This window comes from Shewanella marina JCM 15074 (assembly GCF_000614975.1).
GTDB classification, from domain to species: domain Bacteria; phylum Pseudomonadota; class Gammaproteobacteria; order Enterobacterales; family Shewanellaceae; genus Shewanella; species Shewanella marina.
On sequence record NZ_BALM01000006.1, the window covers coordinates 149,295 to 169,972 of the forward strand.

Annotated in this window: 15 protein-coding genes, 2 tRNA genes, 3 pseudogenes and 1 riboswitch; of the genes and pseudogenes, 9 read left to right on the top strand and 11 right to left on the bottom strand. The window is 41.1% G+C overall.

Translation table 11 applies throughout. From position 1 onward, the window contains the following. Nucleotides 1-163: 163 nt before the first annotated feature. A riboswitch (cobalamin riboswitch) is annotated at nt 164-347 on the top strand. Between the two features lie 79 nt (nt 348-426). Both JCM15074_RS06935 and JCM15074_RS06940 read left to right on the top strand, forming a co-directional pair. Then, on the top strand, nt 427-2,403 hold the full coding sequence (locus JCM15074_RS06935) for a TonB-dependent receptor (protein ID WP_025820554.1): 1,977 nt from the start codon (nt 427-429) through the stop codon (nt 2,401-2,403). A gap of 127 nt (nt 2,404-2,530) precedes the next feature. Continuing rightward, nucleotides 2,531-2,767: a dodecin gene (locus JCM15074_RS06940; protein ID WP_025820555.1), complete on the top strand. Its 237-nt coding sequence runs from the start codon at nt 2,531-2,533 to the stop codon at nt 2,765-2,767. Here JCM15074_RS06940 and queG read toward each other — a convergent pair. The 4 genes from queG to JCM15074_RS23520 all read right to left on the bottom strand — a co-directional run bounded on the left by queG (nt 2,764) and on the right by JCM15074_RS23520 (nt 6,169). After that, a complete protein-coding gene (gene queG / locus JCM15074_RS06945) occupies nt 2,764-3,924 on the bottom strand; it encodes a tRNA epoxyqueuosine(34) reductase QueG (protein WP_148300746.1) in 1,161 nt (386 codons plus the stop codon). The two genes, JCM15074_RS06940 and queG, sit on opposite strands and share 4 nt — an antisense overlap. A gap of 43 nt (nt 3,925-3,967) precedes the next feature. After that, nucleotides 3,968-4,456, bottom strand: a complete 489-nt coding sequence (locus JCM15074_RS06950; RefSeq protein ID WP_025820557.1) for a YcxB family protein — start codon at nt 4,454-4,456, stop codon at nt 3,968-3,970. Nucleotides 4,457-4,517: 61 nt separating this feature from the next. Then, on the bottom strand, nt 4,518-5,303 hold the full coding sequence (locus JCM15074_RS23515) for a GGDEF domain-containing protein (protein WP_051536850.1): 786 nt from the start codon (nt 5,301-5,303) through the stop codon (nt 4,518-4,520). Next, nucleotides 5,267-6,169, bottom strand: a complete 903-nt coding sequence (locus JCM15074_RS23520) for a tetratricopeptide repeat protein (RefSeq protein ID WP_051536851.1) — start codon at nt 6,167-6,169, stop codon at nt 5,267-5,269. The genes JCM15074_RS23515 and JCM15074_RS23520 overlap by 37 nt, the downstream gene beginning before the upstream one ends. Nucleotides 6,170-6,592: 423 nt before the next feature. Here JCM15074_RS23520 and JCM15074_RS21345 point away from each other — a divergent pair. Both JCM15074_RS21345 and JCM15074_RS06965 read left to right on the top strand, forming a co-directional pair. Further along, a pseudogene (locus JCM15074_RS21345) lies at nt 6,593-7,122 on the top strand (phosphatase PAP2 family protein). A 9-nt stretch (nt 7,123-7,131) separates the two neighbouring features. Next, a complete protein-coding gene (locus JCM15074_RS06965) occupies nt 7,132-7,563 on the top strand; it encodes a DUF3069 domain-containing protein (protein WP_025820558.1) in 432 nt (143 codons plus the stop codon). Nucleotides 7,564-7,625: 62 nt separating this feature from the next. Here JCM15074_RS06965 and JCM15074_RS21350 read toward each other — a convergent pair. Further along, a pseudogene (locus JCM15074_RS21350) lies at nt 7,626-9,313 on the bottom strand (NAD-dependent malic enzyme). A 170-nt stretch (nt 9,314-9,483) separates the two neighbouring features. Beyond that, nucleotides 9,484-9,948: a YehS family protein gene (locus tag JCM15074_RS06975; RefSeq protein WP_025820559.1), complete on the bottom strand. Its 465-nt coding sequence runs from the start codon at nt 9,946-9,948 to the stop codon at nt 9,484-9,486. Between the two features lie 279 nt (nt 9,949-10,227). On the opposite strand from JCM15074_RS06975, the gene JCM15074_RS06980 reads away from it, so the two are divergent. Then, nucleotides 10,228-12,819, top strand: a complete 2,592-nt coding sequence (locus JCM15074_RS06980; protein WP_025820560.1) for a TonB-dependent receptor plug domain-containing protein — start codon at nt 10,228-10,230, stop codon at nt 12,817-12,819. Between the two features lie 69 nt (nt 12,820-12,888). On the opposite strand, the gene JCM15074_RS06985 is transcribed toward JCM15074_RS06980, so the two are convergent. After that, complete coding sequence (locus tag JCM15074_RS06985; RefSeq protein WP_025820561.1) at nt 12,889-13,389, bottom strand: DUF4447 family protein; 501 nt, start codon at nt 13,387-13,389, stop codon at nt 12,889-12,891. A 22-nt stretch (nt 13,390-13,411) separates the two neighbouring features. Next, nucleotides 13,412-13,807, bottom strand: coding sequence for an SMI1/KNR4 family protein (locus JCM15074_RS06990; protein WP_025820562.1), 396 nt, complete (start codon nt 13,805-13,807; stop codon nt 13,412-13,414). A gap of 191 nt (nt 13,808-13,998) precedes the next feature. Here JCM15074_RS06990 and rsuA point away from each other — a divergent pair, with 191 nt between their 5' ends. Next, nucleotides 13,999-14,691 carry a 16S rRNA pseudouridine(516) synthase RsuA gene (gene rsuA, locus JCM15074_RS06995; protein WP_025820563.1) on the top strand — a complete coding sequence of 231 codons (693 nt, stop codon included), beginning with the start codon at nt 13,999-14,001 and terminating at the stop codon, nt 14,689-14,691. Between the two features lie 47 nt (nt 14,692-14,738). Here rsuA and JCM15074_RS07000 read toward each other — a convergent pair. From JCM15074_RS07000 to JCM15074_RS07015, 3 genes are all read right to left on the bottom strand, one after another. Continuing rightward, nucleotides 14,739-14,825, bottom strand: a tRNA-Leu gene (locus JCM15074_RS07000). Nucleotides 14,826-14,859: 34 nt separating this feature from the next. Further along, nucleotides 14,860-14,935, bottom strand: a tRNA-Phe gene (locus tag JCM15074_RS07005). A 183-nt stretch (nt 14,936-15,118) separates the two neighbouring features. Continuing rightward, the gene (locus JCM15074_RS07015) at nt 15,119-15,880 is read right to left on the bottom strand and encodes an outer membrane protein assembly factor BamD (RefSeq protein WP_025820564.1); all 762 of its coding nucleotides are present in this window, start codon (nt 15,878-15,880) and stop codon (nt 15,119-15,121) included. A 125-nt stretch (nt 15,881-16,005) separates the two neighbouring features. Here JCM15074_RS07015 and rluD point away from each other — a divergent pair, with 125 nt between their 5' ends. The 3 genes and pseudogenes from rluD to clpB all read left to right on the top strand — a co-directional run bounded on the left by rluD (nt 16,006) and on the right by clpB (nt 20,352). Further along, nucleotides 16,006-16,977: a 23S rRNA pseudouridine(1911/1915/1917) synthase RluD gene (rluD, locus tag JCM15074_RS07020; protein ID WP_025820565.1), complete on the top strand. Its 972-nt coding sequence runs from the start codon at nt 16,006-16,008 to the stop codon at nt 16,975-16,977. A gap of 3 nt (nt 16,978-16,980) precedes the next feature. Continuing rightward, nucleotides 16,981-17,699: pseudogene (pgeF, locus tag JCM15074_RS21355) on the top strand (peptidoglycan editing factor PgeF). Between the two features lie 79 nt (nt 17,700-17,778). Continuing rightward, a complete protein-coding gene (gene clpB, locus JCM15074_RS07030) occupies nt 17,779-20,352 on the top strand; it encodes an ATP-dependent chaperone ClpB (protein ID WP_025820566.1) in 2,574 nt (857 codons plus the stop codon). Nucleotides 20,353-20,678: the final 326 nt, after the last annotated feature.

Below are 20,678 nucleotides of genomic sequence, written 5' to 3' on the forward strand. Positions count from 1 at the left end.
ACACTAATTTATCACGTGCTGTTAATTAATTATGTTAACTGTGGCATAAGAATTACCATCATTGACGCACAGTAGATTGCTACATAAATGTAAAATGCTGCATGGACATTTATCCGTGTAGACGTCTATAATGCGAGCGTCAAATGATGACTATAATTAGTATAATCAAGTCAATTTTATAGGTGCCCTTGTTAGTCCTTGGGATAATCTGGGAAGGTTGTGTGAATCAACCACTGCCCCCGCAACGGTGAAAGGTGAGAGTTTAGTGCGCGTCGCGTTAATAATTAAACTCATGTCAGTGATGATATAGCCTCAGTCCGGAGACCGGCCTTTAAAGTGATTTTAAGATTTCGGAGGGCAGATCTTAGAATGCGTGAATATTATTTACGTGACGACATGCTCCGTTACTTTCGGGAGTTATAAGTAATGGTTTCAGTTTCAAAATTAGCACTGTTTGTTAGCAGTGTACTCGCATCTCCGCTTGCTATAGGCGCATCTGATATAGCCAATTCAGAGACGGAACAACCGATGGATATGACCATGGTGGTCGTTGGGCGTAGCGATACCCCAATTCTTAATATGCCATCTGATGTTGAAGTGATTGATTCGGCACAAATTCAAGCCAGTGGTGCGACTAATTTAGCGCAATTACTGCGTGGTCAAAGCAGTATCCAAGTTTCCGATGTTAACTTAGGCCCAGTATTTTCTATGCGGGGTTTTAGTGCTTCTCAGGCGGCTAATAACACCTTAATCTTAATCGACGGCCGTCGTCTTAATAATATTGATATTGCCGCGCCGAGTTTAGGGGCAATTGCACTCAATCAAATCGATAGAATTGAGATTTTATCGGGCAGCGCGGGTGTGCTTTATGGTGATCAGGCGGTTGGTGGTGTCATTAATATTATTACTAAACACCCTGAAGATACGACCGCGCAAATTCAGTTAGGTGGTGGCAGTTATAACAACTATCACGGTATGGCTGATGTTGGCGGCAAAATTAATGATAATTGGGGCTATTACTTAGCCGGTAGTTATGACCGTGGTGATAACTATCGTCGTCATAACGAGAATAAGACCGGTTCAGTGTTAGGTCGCTTAAATTATCAAGACGACAAGAGTCAATTTCATGCTGAAGCCAGCTATTACGACAATAACCGTAATCTGCCTGGTTCATTAACATGGCAACAATATCTTGACGATCCGCGCCAAGTAAATCCATTTAACGTAGATGATTATAGTCATGAAATGACTCAAGCTTATCGTTTAGGTTACCAATATAACCTGAATGATATATGGGCGTTATCAGCGGATGCGAATTACACTGACAGTACTGTAAATTCGATTAATTGGGGCAGCCCGGGCCGTAATCACCGTACTTTATTTGAGTTATCCCCTAAAGCGGTGGCTAATTACCAAGTGGATGCTGGCACGCTAAATATTATCAGTGGTGTGGACTTAAGCCGTGGTACCTCTAAATTCTCATTTGGCCGTGAAAACGTTCAAAAAGTCCTGAGTGTTTATACTCAAGCAACTGTGCCATTAACGTCAACAGTTAGCTATGTGGTTGGTGGTCGTTATAGTGAAGTGCGTGATAACTTAGTCGATGGACTGGTTTATAGCGATGGGGTTGAGTTAAAACAAAATGCCCATGCATTTGAATTAGGCTTAAATTACCGACCAACCGATGCATGGCGTTTTTATGTACGTGCTAATGACAATTTCCGCTTTGCAAAAGTCGACGAGCAAGCCTATACCTCACCGGGTGTAATGGGCTTAACCCCACAAACGGGTCGCTCATATGAAACCGGTTTTGACTGGCTATTAGCTTCACAAACCATACGTCTAAATCTTTATCGTTTAGATTTAGAAGATGAAATTATTTACGATAATAATGCACAAAAGCCTACCGGCGGTAGTTTTGATGGTGCTAACGTTAACGCTGATGCATCACGTCGTTACGGACTTGATTTAGATTGGGATTGGCAAATTACTCAAATGGTTGAAGTGGGTGCTAGCTACCAATATGTTGATGCCGAGTTCACTAAAGGCCCTAATGATGGCAAACAGTTATCTTGGGTGGCACCGCATACAGGTCGAGTTTATACCAGTGTTGATATTACCGATTCTTGGCAGCTTTATTTAGATGCTAATTATGTGGGCAGTCATTACAGTGATGGCGATAATAGCAACGTAGGTGATAAACATGGAGCTCCTAAACTTGAAGCTTATACCTTAGCTAATATCGCTTTGAATTATCATCGTGATAACTGGTTGGCGAGTTTAAGAGTGAATAATTTGTTGGACAAACAATATGTCTCTGCCAGTTATTATGGCAGTTATGGCAATAGCTATTATGCTGGTGCAGGCCGTGAAATTGACTTTACTGTTAGTTATCAATTTTAATTAATTGCTGATATTGCATCATTATTTAGCCAGCATTATGCTGGCTTTTTTACCTCTATGATATTCCCATCTATACTGATAATTGCAGTAATGCTAATAAATGATGACAGAGATAGAGGGAAGCGCGATGAGCCATACTTATAAAATTGTTGAGTTAACGGGATCTTCACCTATCAGTTCTGATGAGGCTGTGCGTAACGCCATCGCTTTTGCCGGGCAAACGGTGCATAACATGCGTTGGTTTACTGTGACCGAAACTCGAGGTCATTTAGAGGCTGGTGTTATTGCGCATTGGCAAGTGACCATTAAAGTCGGCTTTACTTTAGATGAGCCCGGTGAGCGTAATGATTTTAGAGAAATTTAAGCGTCGCGAGGCATCCCTTTTTGTACCGTGCGAATGATACGTTGAGTCTTACGTGGTGTAGTTATTTCGCTTGTTGTTGCTTGCTGTGCAAGTGCCCAGTCGATATGTTCGATAACCATGTCATCTTCAATTAACGATTTTTTTGCATGTAAAGCGCTGATGACTTGCGCTGACGTTGGCGCATTGCCCAGTGCAACGGCTATATTGCGTAACCAGCGTTGATAGCCAATACGTCGAATTGCACTGCCTTCGGTACGCTTTAAGAATTCAGCTTCAGTCCAAGCAAATAAATTGAGTAACTCAGGTTGGCTTAATTCGCTGCGAGTATGAAAGTCATTTTCTTGGGTTAATTGGCTATCGCCATTAAAAGGGCATACCAGTTGGCAATCATCACAACCGTAAATACGATTACCAATTAAGGGTCTAAACTCCTCAGGAATACTGCCTTGTAGTTCGATGGTTAGGTAGGATATGCAGCGGCGTGCATCAACGGTATAGGGGGCAACAATCGCACTTGTTGGGCACGACTTTATGCAGGCGACACATTGTTTGCATTGTTCCGCTTGCGGCTTATCTTGTGGTAGGGGGATGTCGACCAATAGCTCGCCTAAGAAGAACCAACTTCCTTGCTGATTTAACAGCAGTGAATGCTTACCTGTCCAACCGAGTCCGGCTCGTTCTGCTAGTGGCCTTTCTAGAATGGGCGCTGAATCGACAAATGGGCGAAAATTAACACTTTCACCGCCAAGTGCGACAACTGCTTCATTGAGCATTTCGCCCAGTTTCTTTAGCCGATTGCGGATGAGTTTATGGTAATCACGGCCACCGGCATAGCGGGAAATATAAGCAAGCTGTGGGTCACTCAAATTACTCGCAAAGCCTGCTTCTGGTGGTAAATAACTCATGCTCACACTGATGACGCGTAGTGTCCCTGGATGTAATTCAGCTGGCCTTGCTCGCATCATACCGTGATTAGCCATATAGCCCATTTCACCATGGTAACCGGCATCTAACCAAGCTTGTAACTTAGCTTCTTCATCATGCAGATCAACTCCGGTAATGCCTAATTGCTGGAACCCCAGTTGCTTGGCCCATTGCGTTAATTGCTGAGCTAATTGATCTAATTGTAAAGAGGTTAAGTTACTTTTCGCAGGCATGAGATTGAGTACTGTATAAATAGAGGTTTGGGTATCATTGATATTAGCGTGATATTTGCTGGCGAACAAAATCCTGCGCAGCATCTACTAATGTCGATTTAAGAATATAATAACGGCCTTTATTGGTCAGATGTAATACAAAACCAAGTGGTTTTTCTTCGATATTATCAATATCACTCCAATTGATTGCTTGTTTTACAAAATCAGATTCAATACGAATACCTTGTTCGTTTAATGTAAGTTGTACTTTGTTATTGGCTGCTTTTGACATCATTTGACGCCATAGCCACCAAGTACGAGCAAAATAAACATTGAGTCCTTCAACAATACCTAGGCCGATAAAGAAATAACTTAAGTAAGCGGGAATACCTACGTGGGCAAAACCTGCCATTAAAAAGCCTACAATGACTAAAGTAATGGCTTTAACGTAAGCTTTAATACCTGTTTTTGCCGTTGCAGTTTCATCAAAACAAGCTTGATAGTACGGCTTATCTAAAACAAATTCAGTTTGAAAGTGTGTGGGTTCTGTCATGGATTAAGCTCAAGCAAAAATAAACCGTTATTGTAATTGATAAGTCATCACTAAGGTAAATTTAATGATGACTTAGTGAATAACAATTGCGGCCTTCTGATTTTGCTTGGTATAAGGCAATATCAGCTCGTTTGACCAATTGCTCAAAGCTGCCATCATCATTGATACAAGCGACACCAGCACTGATGGTGAGATTAAAGTTACGGGCAATATCAGTCAGTAATGTCTCGGCGACAGTATGCACTAAACGTTTGGCTATTTGTTCAGCTGCTTGCAAGGTTGAGTTAGGTAAAATAACCAGAAATTCTTCGCCACCGATACGACATACAGTATCATCTTTGCGCATAATTGAAGTGCTAATTTGAGCCAGTGCTTGTAAGGCTTTGTCGCCGCATTCATGACCGAGATGATCATTAATTTGTTTGAAATGATCCACATCAAATATGATAATCGATAAGGGTGACTTGGTTTTTTGTGACTGTATAAATAATTGATGACCAATTGAATATGCTTCACGTCTATTGGCTAATTGGGTTAAAAAGTCGGTTCCCACCTGACGTTGTAACCGCTTCGATTTAATCGCTTGTCTGCAGGCATAAAGCGTACTGATCATTAACATGATGCCGACCAAGAAAATAATCGTACCCTGCAACATGTCATTTTTCTTCATCATTTCAAGTTCACGTTCTTTAAAGCGTTGTTCTTGGATGAGGCGTGAGTTTTCGCTTTCTATCTGTTCTGAATCAAATCTGGCACGCATTTCAATGGTGTGATGTTGTTGTTCCTTTAGGTTTAAATCTTTTAAGCTTTTTATATATAACTGCAAAGTAGAATAGCTAAATGCCACTGTTGTAAGCCTGCATAAATACGGCTTTTAAGTTGCAGCGCATCCGTCATACCTCGACCATTTTTAACGGATTGATAACTGGCTATCGCGCGTTCTAGCAATTCCATTGCTTGTTGCTCATCGCCTTTAGAGTGTAATAGTCGTGCTTTAATGAGCATCAGTTCACTAAAGTACATTGGATATTTATCCGTAATATAGATATGTGCAAAATCTAAATGATGTTCTGCAGCGGTAAATCTACCCATTTTGAGTTCGAGTTCTGCCATATAAATGGCAACCGTTGCCGCGGTAAAAGGATCTCGCTGCTGCCAATGTTGGTAGCTGGCGTGAAAGTATTCTAATGCTTGGTCATTTTTATTTAGCTTTTCAAGGGCTAAGGCATACTCTGTTTTAATGGTATAGACAATGGTTTCTTGTTTCTGCTTTTGATAGATAGGCAGTAACCTATTAAAATATTTAATCGCCATTTTTGGGTCGCCAAAACGACGGTAGCTGGTAGCTAGCTCAAATAAATTATTATTCGCCCAGCGCGTTAACCCTAGTTTGTCATAAATGTGTTGTGCGGCAATTAGATCATTTAATGCTAATGCGTAGTCACCTTGAAATGAGTGCAAAGTGCCACGAATATTGCGTCCGTCAGCTATTAAATGTAAGTCATCAATTTGGTAGGCTTTGGCTATCGCCACATCATAGCCCTTCATTGCCGCTTCAACGTGACCTTGGTGTTCTAAAAACGCGGCTCGACAGAGTGCCAAATCAATCATGGCATCAGGATAGGCTTTATTACGAGGATTATTGAGCTGCTTATTCGCAAAAATAATACCTTGTTCAATACCTTGCTCTGAATTGGGATCATGAGCCAGCATTCAAAGCGGCTGAGCTTCACACTGCGGCTGATATCTGAAGTGGGAACAATGGACTTTAATTGAGCGATTGCACGGTTAAAATCTTGTCTGGTGTCATATTGACCATTATCGATTTTGGCGATGAGTTTATCTGCATCAATGGCGTGGCTAGATTCAGACTCTGATGCCCAAGCAAAATTAATCATTAATGATAATCCAGCTGGTATAATCAGCTGAGTATACCAATGGTTAAATGATAATTTCGGCATGAGATTAGCCTTACCAATGTTGAGGTTGAGCAGATTAATAATCTATTAGAATACCTGTTTGTAACGTGGTTTGACCAGTATTTTTTAAAAATGTAGATAAAAATAGTAATTTAAATTTAATAAGTTAAGTCTAATATAGAAAAGATTAACTTAATAAGGGAGTGAGTAAAAGTAGATGAAGCGGTTATTAATTTTAGGCTTATTTTGTATGTCGGCTAATGCCAATGCGAGTTCAACACTTGAAACATCAGGCGATGTACTTCATCTACTGTTACCTGCAACGGCACTTGGTGCAACACTGTTTTATGAACAGGATAATGATTATCAAGGTAGTATTGAATTAGTTAAGGCTGCGGTAAGCAATCGCTTGGTGGTTGAAGCATTAAAATATAGTGTTGATAAGCAGCGTCCAGATGGCTCGGGTGATGATTCTTTTCCATCTGGTCATACAGCTGATAGCTTTATGGCTGCCACCTTTATTTACCAACGTTATGGCTGGCAATATGGTGTACCTGCTATATTGGTGCCAGTTATGTAGGGTATACTCGCGTTGCCAGTGATAAGCATCATGTTGAAGATGTATTAGCGGGTGCTGCAATCGGTGCTCTAGCTGGTTGGTACTTTGCGACACCTTATGAAGGTGTGCAACTGACCCCAATCGTGGGTAATGGCCAATATGGTTTATATGTAAGTGGACGTTTTTAAGAGAACATTATGACAACAATTTCGCCAGAATATCAGGCTCGAGTAGAACAAGTCGCATTTAATGTATGTGCAGTTGTGCTACCAATGGATCAACTACCAGAAGGATTAGTTGAAGCCTACCAAAATTTATTAGCAGAGCTATTAGAAGATAATTCAGCAGCTTTTGCTAACGCATGGCAGCAGTTGCCAACAAGTGCGCAAGCACTGCTTCCTCAGGCTGATTTTCATGGTTTTTATATCGCACAAGCATGGCTACAATTAAGCCGCGTTGCGCAAGATATTGCTGATATGGCAGATTCAGAGGATGCCATTAACGAGCAAGAGTATGACGGTATCTTTAGCCGTTTAGCCGTTGCCTCTTTAAAAGAAAGTGTACGTAAGCTTAAAAAAGCACGTACCGATCGTTCAATGCTTAACAGCATGAAGCAAGTGATTGGCTAAACGCTGATAATGAAAACAAAAAGCCCAGATTGAGTCTGGGCTTTTTTATATCATGTTATTGATTAGAACGAAGTGCGTTTATAACTGCGGTATTGCGCCAACCAGAAGTTATTTTCAATTTTCTGTTGTAGTTGTTCATCAGTACGCTTAGTCGCTAAGCCTTCTTCAATCGCCACTTTACCCACGGCGAAAGCAATATACTTGCTCACTTGTTGAATTTCTTCAAGCGGTGGCAGCAATGGGCCTTCACCGTATTTAGCCAAAGGTGAACACTCTGCAAGTGCGCGGCTAGATGCCATTAACATGGCATCACTGACTCTAGTTGCCCCAGAAGCTAATACGCCTAGGCCAATACCAGGGAAGATAAAGCTGTTATTACACTGGGCAATTTCAAACTTTTGCTCACCTACTTGGACTGGATCAAATGGGCTGCCAGTGGCGACTAAGGCTTCGCCATTGGTCCAATTTAGGATATCTTTTGGGGTCGCTTCTACGCGGCTAGTTGGGTTTGATAATGGGAACACAATTGGGCGAGGGCAATGTTCATGCATCGCCTTAATAATTTGCTCTGAGAATAATCCAGGCGCACCCGATACACCAATCAATACCGTTGGTTTAGCATTGTTGACCACATCAAGTAACGAAATATTATCGCTAAAATTATACCAGTGTTCAATGTGCTCATGGCTATGAGCTAAACGCTGCTGGAATGGCAATAAGTTAGGCATATTATCTTGTAATAAGCCCCAGCGGTCGATCATAAACACTTGTTGACGCGCCTGTTGATCGGTAATCCCTTCTGCAACCATTTGCGCAATAATCGCTTCGGCAATACCACAACCAGCAGATCCGGCGCCTAAGAAGGCAACTCTCTGCTCTGAAAGTTTTGATTTTGCTGCTTTACAGGCTGCCAGTAAAGAACCTACTGTAACCGCCGCAGTACCTTGGATATCATCATTAAAACAGCAATATTTGTCTTTGTAGCGCTCTAATAATGGCATTGCATTTTTTGCGCAAAGTCTTCAAACTGAATTAACACGCCCGGCCAGCGGCGTTGTGCAGCCTCCATGAAAGCTTCAACAAATTCGGCATACTCTTCGCCACCAATGCGCTGATTACGCCATCCCATATACATAGGATCATCAAGCAATTGTTGATTATCTGTACCAACATCTAAGGTAATCGGCAAGGTATAAGCTGGACTGATACCACCACAACTGGTGTATAGCGATAGCTTACCAATTGGGATTCCCATACCACCAATACCTTGGTCGCCTAAACCTAGAATACGCTCACCATCAGTGACCACAATAACTTTTACTTTATGGCGAGTTGAATTATTAAGGATGTCATCAATACGATCTTTTTTAGGATAAGAGATAAATAGACCACGGTTACGGCGATAATTGTGTGAGAATCGCTGACATGCTAAACCAACGGTAGGGGTGTAAATGATAGGCATCATTTCACTGATATGGTGTTGGATTAAATGATGGTAAAGGGTTTCGTTAGTGTCTTGGATATTACGCAGAAAAATATGTCTATCGAGATCTGTCGTGCAATTTTTATATTGTTCGTAAGCACGAGAAGATTGCTCTTCAATGTTCTCAATTACATGGGGTAATAATCCCTCTAAATTGAAGAAAATACGCTCTTCTTCTGTAAAGGCACTGCCTTTGTTAATTAATGGTGCTTCTAAGATTGCAGGCCCAGCAAAAGGAAGATAGAGCGGGCGTTTTTGATCGTCCATGGCAAACCCTAATTTACGAGTAACGGTTAGAAGTTAAAGCTTATCATAAAATATGATCTTGATAATATTTAGACTGTTATTTTGCCTACCTAAGTATGACATGGCGGATTTTTGGTTATAAAAAACGCAGCAGAGCTGCGTTTTGTCTTATTTACTAAATAAGTAGCGCCTTATTTACCACGATATTTAAGTGATAGGCCTTTAATAAAGTTACGTAATACTTGATCACCGCATTTTTTATAATGCTTGTGTTCAGGATTTCTGAATAACGCACCTAGCTCTGATTTAGTCATACCAAAATCAGCTAATGCAAGTAGCGCAATGATTTCATCTTCACGTAAATTTAAAGCGATACGCAATTTTTTGAAAATAAGGTTATTACCTAATTGTGATACCGGCTTTGGTACTTCACTACCTTCACGTAAACCACGCTTATCGATAATTAAGCCATCAAGGAAAGAACACATAATGCTATCGTTACATGGACGATAACCTTCCTCTTCCTCTTTCTTTAGCATATCGATGAGTAGCTCAGTCGGCATCTCGTAATCTGCTTTGGCAAAAATGCGAACCACTTTTGAATTACTGAAATCGAATACAAAACGTAGTCGGCGCAAAATGTCATTATTTGTCATAGCTTTTAATTTCTTCACTGTTACATGCCGCGGCTGCGGCATTTGTGGCGAATTATACACCAAATGATGACGTGGGCGTTACTGCACAATGACTTTTAATTTAAAGCGATAATTAATGTGGAAGAAATTAAACACAATTTGCGACAAATAATTTATTAGCATTCACTAATTTAAACTGGCAATTTCTGAAAAATCAACATACTTATCTATTGGTTGTAGAGCCAAACTGACTGAAGTGAGTGGGAGTCGATGTCGTAAATAGATAACAATGAGGTTCATATGGAATATGAAACAATGATGAAAACGACTATTGCGTTTTCAGTTGCGAGTTTAATGTCGCCAGTTGTCATGGCTGCAGATGAAGATGTTGAAAGAATAGAGGTTACTGGCAGTCATATTAAGCGAATCGATTTAGAAGGGGCATCGCCGGTTACAGTGTTAACGGCTGATGATATTGTTAAATCAGGTGCGCAAGATATGTCCCAGCTGCTGCGCAAGTTGCCTATCTCTGGCAATGGTACATTTTCAACCCAAGGTAATAATTCAGACGATACTTCTAATGGCGGCGCCGCTATCTCGTTAAGGGGGTTGGGCGCAGATTCGACGCTAGTATTGTTAAATGGGCGCCGCATTGCGGTATCAGCTTTTGCTAAATCGATTGATACGGCATTTGTCGATATTAATGCAATTCCCATGTCAGCGGTTAAACGGATTGATATTGTTAAAGATGGTGCCTCCGCGACTTATGGCTCAGATGCTATTGCAGGTGTTGTGAATATTATTTTGAAAAAAGATTTTGAAGGCTTTGAAGTCAATGCCAAAGTGGCCGATACCGTTGAGGATGGTGATGGTCAGCTCAGTGGTTCAATCTTATGGGGAACCCAATCCGACAACGCTCATACCACAGTGATTTTAGATTACTTTAAGCAAAAAGAGACACTCTTTGCTGACCGTGATTATTCAAAATCCGCCGATCAACGCGCTAATGGCGGTGAGGATTTTAGATCCAGCGCAGGTAACCCCGGAACTTACATTCCTGCTACGGTTGACGCCAATGGGGCCATTTTAGCTAAAACAGACGATTACAGTTGGACTCCTGCTGCTAACTGTCCTGATACAAGCGTAGATGGAGATTTTTGCCTATACGACTATGCGTCGCATATGACTTCTATTCCAGAATCGACTCGGATTGGTTTAACGGTATTTCAAGATTATGAATTTGATAATGAGATCAAGCTATTTGCTGAAATGATGTATCAGCATAATGAAAGTAAGATTAAAGGCGCTGCGAGTCCGTCATTTTCTGAATTATATATGTTGAAAGATAATCCATTATTTACCTCTGGCACTGTGGTCAATCCCTTTGTTGGTGAAGATTTGACTATGCGTCGCCGCTTAACTGAGGCGGGTAATCGTTTTAAGGAAGCCGAATCTGACAGTGCCCGTTTAGTGTTAGGACTCAATGGCGTTGTCATGGATTGGGATTGGGATTGGGAGCTAGCATACACCTATTCATATAACCGTAATCATGAATATGGTAAACAGGGATTTGTGCAAACACCGCGTTTACAAGCTGCAATTAATGCTGGTTTATATAATCCATTTGCAACCACTCAAGATCAGGCTGTCATTGATGATATTACCGTTAATACCACTCGTAATGGTAAATCTACTACCTCTGCATTTGATGGCAAAATGTCAGGCAGTATTTTCAGTATGCCAGCAGGTGATGCCGCGTTAGCTGTTGGGTTTGAATATCGAGAAGAGAAAATTTCTGATGATCCCGATGAGCTATTTTTACGCGGTGAGATTTTTGGTACAGAGGCAACACAGGCAAGTGGTGAGCGCGATCAAACCTCGCTGTTTGCTGAGCTGTTTATTCCAGTATTTGAGCAATTAGAAGCGCAAGTGGCATTTAGATATGAGAATTATAGTGATTTTGGTAACACCACGAGTCCTAAAATAGCGCTGCGTTATATGCCGACTGAAAGTCTAACCTTCCGTGCCAGTTGGGGTGAAGCATTTCGGGCTCCATCAATTGTGCAATTGGGGCTAGGGCCCACACAAGAGTCGCCGGGGCTCGTCGATAAATTACGTTGTGCTTTAACGGGCCTAAAAGAGGACTGTACTGCGACCGAGAAAACCGTGATTTTTTCAGGTAATCCAGATCTGAAACCAGAGGAGTCGGTGTCTTATAACTTAGGCATGGTTTGGCAAATTACTGATGAGCTGAATTTTGGACTTGATTACTGGAATTACGATCAAGACCACTTAATCACTTCTGATAGTCAATATCGGTTAGATCAAGAGGGGAGTAATCCTGCGATTGTTAAGCGTGAACCTGCATCTGGTGGCATTCCTGGGCGGGTTATTGAAATGTATGATCGCTTCGTTAACTTAGGTAGTCAAACTACTGATGGTATCGATTTTGATATCAAATATAAGTTTGATGGTGCGCAATATGGTGAGTTTAATTTTAGCTATAACCTGACTTGGGTTAATTCTTTTAAGCAAACCCGTGAAAATGGGACTTCAAAAGAATTAGCTGGTGAGTTCCAACATCCTGAGTTTCGCTGGGTCGGTGGTGTTGACTGGAATGTGACTGATTGGCAAACGGCATTGCGGTTAAACTATATTGGTGAATATGCTGATGATAAAGATGCGGGAGCAACGGGTACGGTTGATTCTATGATGACGGTAGATATGAATGTCAGTTACGTCGGTTTTGAACATTGGACACTAACCGTTGGCGGAACCAATTTGTTTAATGAGGACCCTCCATTTAGTGCGGCTGATTTTGTGGGTTATGACCAGACGACTCATTCGGCACAAGGTGCATTTTGGTATTTAAGCAGTAGCTATCGTTTTTAATGTTTAGCTGGCTATAAAAAAACGGCCGTAGAATACATCTATGGCCGTTTTTATTTTAACTTTCGCTACTTATAGCTGAGTTGCAGCCCATTTAGCACGGTTTTCGCGGCTTTCGCCTAAACCTTGTTGCTCGCGGAATGCTTTATAAGATTCAACATCAAAGGCAACCAGTGTAATTTCAACTTCTAATACCAGTTTGCACTCTTTTTTGATGCGCCATGCGGCAGTGTTATATAGCTCAGTTAATGGCAAAGAGCTTAAAAACTCAGGGTTATACTGAACATATAATGCCTGTGTTGGGTAAACAACAAAGCTTAAACGACGCTTAGGCTCTTTTTTAAATAATGCTTCAATACTGTCTGAAGTATTAACCACTTGCATTTCAATGATGTCATCAATTTCAAGCAGTTTCTTTTGCGCAAGTTCTGGCGCAACAGTTTCACTATTTTCCCAAGCTAATACGTCTGCTTCAGTGGTTTTGGTGATTTCTGCAACTTGTGCTGGTGTAAGTCCTAATGACTGACGTAAACACTGCATTTCAATCGCATTTAATGGCACATTCTTTGACATAATATTCTCTCTATAATTAAGCTTAGGCTAACCAGACGTCTTCAATCCAATCCCATAGTGATTCCCACTGCTCTGTGTATTCACCATCTTGCCAGAAGAAGATTTCACCTTCTTGGCTAATGCAGTAAAAACTGTCACCTTGTTGGCAAATCGCAACCATCTCTCTTGGCATACCGATTGACCAAGCATATGAGGTCACTTCAGGTAAATAAGTATGAGAAAAAGGATCTGATGCGGTTACCGGTTCGATTGCACCATAAATTACATCACTTGCATCTAGCAGGTATTCTTTTAGGTCACCGGGTAGGGGGATTAAAATTTGCTCTTCAACTTCCACTAGTTGTTCAAATGTTGGTAACTCTAGTGGTACTGGAACGGTTTCGCTTAGTTCCTGAAGTTGCTCAATTATTTCGTTCATGAGGATCTTAGATTAGCCTTTATCTGCTTAAATTCTGTCGATTGGGAAAAACGCTTTGGCGGATTATAGCGGCTATGACGTACTAAGTAACGCAAAATAGTTTGAGTATAATTTAGCTAAGCAGATTAAAGATTATGTGAAAATGCCGCTTTAGCGGATAATAGGGTTAATAATTATATGATGAGTTTAATATGCGTTTAGATAAATTTATTTGTGATTCAACTGAGTTGACTCGCAGTTTAGCCAAAAAAGCCCTGCACCGTGGCGATGTTTGTTGCGATGGTGAAGTGGTAAAAAGCTCTAGCTTTAAAGTGTTACCAACCCATAAAATTACCTTAAATGGTGTTGAGTTATCACTGATTGGTACTCGTTACCTTATGCTCAATAAACCTGTTGATACGATTTGCTCAACAATTGATGAAGTTTATCCATCAGTATTGGGATTATTGGATATTGAGAAAGTGGATAGCTTACATATTGCTGGCCGTTTGGATGCAGATACCACTGGTTTAGTGTTAATTACAGACGATGGTCAATGGTCACATTCAGTTGCATCACCTAAGCGTAAATGCCCTAAGCGTTATCGGGTACAATTAGCTGATCCAATTGGTAGCGAGTTAATTGAAACATTTGCTAATGGTATTGAGCTACGTAATGAAGATGGTCCAACATTGCCCGCACTATTAGAGATTATTAACCCAACTGAGGCGCTATTAACCATTACTGAAGGTAAGTACCATCAAGTGAAGCGTATGTTTGCTGCTGTGGGCAATAAAGTGGTTGGCTTACACCGTGAGGCCATTGGTGCCATTGAATTGGATGCTGAACTTGAACTTGGTGAATGGCGTTATTTAACCGAAGCTGAAGTTAAATCAGTTAAGTAAGCAATACCAATAAAAAACCTCGCCATGCGAGGTTTTTTTATTAAGGCTGGTACAGGTGAGAAGACTTGAACTTCCATGCCCTAATGGGCACCAGCACCTGAAGCTGGCGTGTCTACCAATTTCACCACACCTGCAATGTATTAACCGTCTATGACAATTAAACAAAGATGGTGCCCGAACCCGGAATCGAACCAGGGACACGAGGATTTTCAATCCTCTGCTCTACCGACTGAGCTATTCGGGCATGCAGCGTATTAAAAGGTTTTTAAGTGGATGAGTCAACCGCTTTTTTTGAAAAACAATTAAAATGGATCGTATCGCACAATTTTTACACCCAGCTGTTGCAGGCGTGTTATTATGAGCGCAGACAAAATAAAAAACCAATCAAAATAATTGATTGGTTTTTTTGTTGATACGATAGTATTTATTATTCTTTCAGTAACTTACTGTCAGGATAGTTGGCCATCAATACTTGACGAGCATGTGCTGCTAGTGGTTTTTGTCCTAATTCATCATAGGCTTTTACCATGATTTCTAGCGCCATTTGTGTTGATGGTGTATCTGGATATTGTTCTAATACCTCTTGAGCACGGCCTGCTGCTGCAGTCCAAGCATTCATCATGGTATAATATTCAGCTACTTTTAAATTATATTCTGCTAGGCGGTTTTTTAAGGCAACCATGCGGTTACGTGCATCGGCTGCATATTTACTATCAGGGTAACGTTTGATCAGTAAATCAAAATCTTTAAATGCTTGTTCAGCATTTTTGGGATCGCGGTCGCTGCGGTCAATGCCTAACATATCGTGAAATAGATAGTCATCGGCCTGCATATTAACCAGACCACGCATATAATAAACATAGTCGATGTCTGGGCTAGTAGGGTTTAAGCGAATAAAACGATCAATATTAGCGATAGCAGAAGCAGGGTCGTCTAGTTTATAGTAGGCGTAAATCATATCTAATTGGACCTGAGTTTTATAAGGGCCAAATGGATAACGAGAATCTAAAGCTTCTAAATTTCGAACAGCTTTAGCATAGTTGCCTAATTCCATTGAGGTTCTAGCTTGTGAGTACAATGCTTCTGGGGATTGTTTACTCACTTCGTACTCTGGTTCCGAGTTGCTGCTACATGCGGCAATTACCAGAGTAAGTAGGGCCACGGTAGCGCCTTTAGCAAATTTATGCATACTTTATTCGATTCTTTTTAAGTTGTAGTTAAGAATTTTTCTATTTCGTTATAAAATAGACGACAATTTCGATTGTAACAGATTGCACATATTTTAGGACCCTTAAAATCAGGGTACGGTTCCTTATGACACAAGAGATTAATCTAAAAAGCGAGATTTCAGCAAGCCAAACAGGTCTGCGATTAGACCAAGCGGTTGCGGAATTGTTTCCGGACTACTCACGTACGCGTATCAAAGAGTGGATTCTAAGCGATAGCGTATCGGTAGATGACGTTGTTGTAAATCGTCCGCGCGAGAAAGTACTTGAATCACAAGTAATTGAGGTTAAAGCAACACTCGAAGAAGAAGTTAAGGCGGAAGCGCAGTTAATCGACTTAGATATTGTTTATGAAGATGACGATATTATTGTGATTAACAAACAAGCTGGTTTAGTAGTACATCCTGGTGCCGGTAACCATGACGGTACTCTGATGAACGCGCTACTACACCATTGCCCAAGCATTGAACATGTACCTCGTGCGGGTATTGTGCACCGTTTAGATAAAGATACGACCGGTTTGATGGTTGTGGCTAAAACGGTTGAAGCACAAACGCATTTGGTCGCAGCATTACAAGCGCGTGAAATTACACGTGAGTATGAAGCGATTGCTATGGGGACTATGACTGGCGGTGGTATGGTTGATGCACCAATTGGTCGTCATCCAACTAAGCGTACTCATATGGCGGTTCATCACGCAGGTAAGCCTGCTGTGACACATTACCGTGTGGCAGAAAAATTCCGTGCTCATACACGTTTACGTTTACGTCTAGAGTCTGGTCGTACTCACCAAATTCGTGTACATATGGCGCATATTGGTCACATCTTAGTGGGTGATCCTGTATATGGTGGTCGTCCAAAGCCACCTAAAGCGGCGAGTCCAGAGTTTTTTGAAGAGTTAAGAGGCTTTAAACGCCAAGCGCTACATGCGGTACGTTTAGAACTTGCACATCCAATGACGTGTGAAGTGATGACTTGGCATGCGCCAATCCCTGACGATATGGTTAAGTTAACTAAAGCATTACGTCAAGATACACTTGAGCATCCGATTGAGTATTAATTAATGCTAGTAGTTGATTGGCCTGTTCCCAATGGGATAAAAATCGCATTTAGTCAACGTCATGGTGGCGTAAGTTTGCCACCCTATGACTCGTTAAACTTAGGTTTACATGTGGGTGATGATGCTAATGCGGTAGCAGCCAATCGACAACTTGTGGCGCAGCAATTGGCTTTGCCACAAGTGCCTTACTGGTTAGAGCAAGTTCACAGTACTAAAGTGGTTGAGCTCGGTGTTGATACCGATACAATTGCTGATGGCAGCTTCAGTCGACAACCCCATCAAGTGTGTGTGGTGATGACTGCGGATTGTTTACCTGTATTATTAACCAATAAGCAAGGTACGCAAGTTGCAGCTGTTCATGCCGGTTGGCGTGGTTTGTGTGATGGCATCATTGAGCAAGCCATTGCCAAATTTGATTGCAATGCTGATCAATTAATTGCTTATCTTGGCCCCTGTATTGGCCTCAAGCTTTTGAAGTTGGCGCAGAGGTCAAACAAGCTTTTATTGATAAAAATCCCCAAGATGAACATTGTTTCATCTCCCATTCTGATAAGTATTTAGCTAACCTTTCTAAATTAGCCGAAAATAGGCTAACTAATTGTGGTGTAAAAAAATTTTATACTGCAGGGTGCTGTACTTTTAGTCATCAAAATGACTATTTTTCCTATCGCCGCGACGGTATTACTGGTCGTATGGCATCTTTTATTTGGATCCAAGCTTGAAATTCTAAGGCCGCCCCCCATCTTTAAAGTAAGAAACATTTTAATTAGTAAATTGCTTTAAATTAGTAACGGAGGCTGTATGCGACTCGATCGTATGACCAATAAATTTCAGCTTGCCATTTCCGACGCTCAATCATTGGCGCTAGGCCGTGACAATCAATTTATTGAACCGATCCATTTAATGGTCGCTTTGCTCAACCAAGAGGGAAGTTCCATTAATCCACTGCTGACGCAAGCAGGGATCCAAATTAGTAACTTACGTTCATTGCTTGGTCAGCAATTAGAGCGATTACCTCAGGTGCAAGGCACTGGCGGAGATGTACAACTATCTCCTGCATTAATTCGATTACTTAATCTTTGCGATAAGCTTGCGCAAAAACGTAAAGATAAATATATCTCGAGTGAACTATTTTTATTAGCCGCCATTGAAACAAGTGATCCATTAGCTGATTGCTTAAAACAAGCAGGCGCGACTAAACCCGTTTTGGAGAAAACCATAGACCAAATGCGTGCTGGACAAAATGTTGACGATCCGAATGCAGAGGATCAACGCCAAGCATTGAAAAAATACACAGTCGATTTAACTGAACGTGCAGAGCAAGGCAAGTTGGATCCTGTGATTGGTCGTGATGATGAAATCCGTCGCACCATTCAAGTATTGCAACGTCGTAGCAAAAACAATCCAGTATTAATTGGTGAGCCAGGTGTAGGTAAAACTGCCATCGTTGAAGGTTTAGCACTGCGTATTGTTAATGGTGAAGTGCCAGAAGGCATTAAAAATAAACGTGTATTATCACTGGATATGGGCTCCCTAATTGCGGGTGCTAAATATCGTGGTGAATTTGAAGAGCGTTTAAAAGCGGTATTAAATGAACTTGCCCAAGAAGAAGGTCAGGTGATTTTATTTATCGATGAATTACATACTATGGTAGGGGCAGGTAAGTCTGACGGTGCGATGGATGCGGGTAATATGTTAAAACCAGCATTAGCGCGTGGAGATCTGCATTGTGTTGGTGCCACTACCTTAGATGAATATCGCCAATATATTGAAAAAGATGCTGCGTTAGAACGTCGTTTTCAGAAAGTGCTAGTTGACGAACCAAGTGTTGAAGACACTATCGCTATATTACGTGGTTTAAAAGAGCGTTATGAGTTACATCACCATGTAGAAATTACTGATCCTGCGATTGTTGCTGCGGCAACAATGTCTCATCGTTATATTTCAGACCGTAAGTTACCTGATAAAGCTATTGACTTAATTGATGAAGCTGCATCAAGCATTCGTATGCAGATTGATTCTAAGCCAGAGCCATTAGATCGACTTGAACGCCGTAGCATTCAACTAAAGTTAGAAGAACAAGCATTAGCAAAAGAAACTGACGAAGCCAGTCGTAAGCGTTTAGAGATGCTGCGTGAAGAGCTGAGTGAAGTTGAAGTTAAATTTAATGAACTTGATACCGTATGGAAGCGTGAAAAAGCTGCGCTTGCAGGCACTCAGAACATTAAAGCTGATCTTGAACAAGCTAAAATGGATTTAGAAATTGCACGCCGTGCTGGTGACTTAACTCGTATGAGTGAGTTGCAATATGGCCGTATTCCAGAACTTGAACAAGAGATTGAGCTTGCCGCATCAGCAGAAACACAAGAGATGACCTTGTTACGTAATAAAGTCACTGATGTTGAAATTGCTGAAGTGCTATCAAAAGCAACGGGTATTCCTGTCGCTAAGATGCTAGAAGGCGAGCGCGAAAAATTATTGCAGATGGAAAATGTGCTGCATGAACGCGTCATCGGTCAAAATGAAGCTGTTGATGCGGTTGCAAATGCTATTCGTCGTAGCCGCGCTGGTTTAGCAGATCCTGATAAGCCAATTGGTTCATTTCTATTTTTAGGCCCAACTGGTGTTGGTAAAACAGAACTCTGTAAGTCATTAGCGAAGTTCTTATTCGATACTGAATCTGCCATGGTTCGTATCGATATGTCTGAGTTTATGGAAAAACATACCGTGTCACGTCTAGTCGGTGCTCCTCCGGGATATGTCGGTTATGAAGAGGGCGGTTATTTAACCGAAGCTGTAAGACGTAAACCATATTCAGTTATCTTGTTAGATGAAGTAGAGAAAGCACATCCAGATGTGTTCAATATTTTATTACAAGTGCTAGATGATGGACGTCTAACAGATGGTCAGGGTCGTACAGTCGATTTTAGAAATACCGTGGTGATCATGACCTCAAACTTAGGCTCAGATATTATTCAAGATAAATTTGGTAGTTTAAGTTATGGCGAAATGAAAGCCGAAGTGATGAATGTCGTGACGCATCATTTCCGTCCAGAGTTCCTTAACCGTATTGATGAAACAGTAGTGTTCCATCCTTTGGATGCTGACAATATCAAGTATATTGCCAATATTCAGTTAGCTTCTTTACGTAAGCGTTTAGCTGAACGTGATTATGATTTAGAAGTGAGTGATGCAGCACTAGCGCTAATTGCCGAAGTGGGCTTCGATCCAGTATATGGTGCAAGACCCCTTAAACGTGCAATTCAGCAAGAGATTGAGAATCCGTTAGCGAATAAATTACTGCGAGGTGATTTACTACCCGGTTTAGCTATTCGAGTCGATGTGGAAGATGGTAATTTAATTTTTAACCAGTAATGGTTAAAAATGAATAAGTTAATGGCACTGCTTATACAGCAGTGCCATTTTTTATATAAAGCACTGGAAAATCCCCAACCATTTGCCAAACTTTACTGCTCAGATTGATATTTAGATGGTGGTTAGCCCAATAATCTTCGATTAAAAATTCAAATTTGTAGGATAAAAACACAAGTTGATTGTTTTTTAATCGGTTGTGTTGTTTTAACTTAAATAAAGCTTAAAATCACTTGCAGCATTTTAATAAGCCCCTATAATGCGACCCACTGACACGGCAAACGGCGCTTTAAAGCAAGTTTGGAAAGTGTAAGCGGTTACTCACTAAA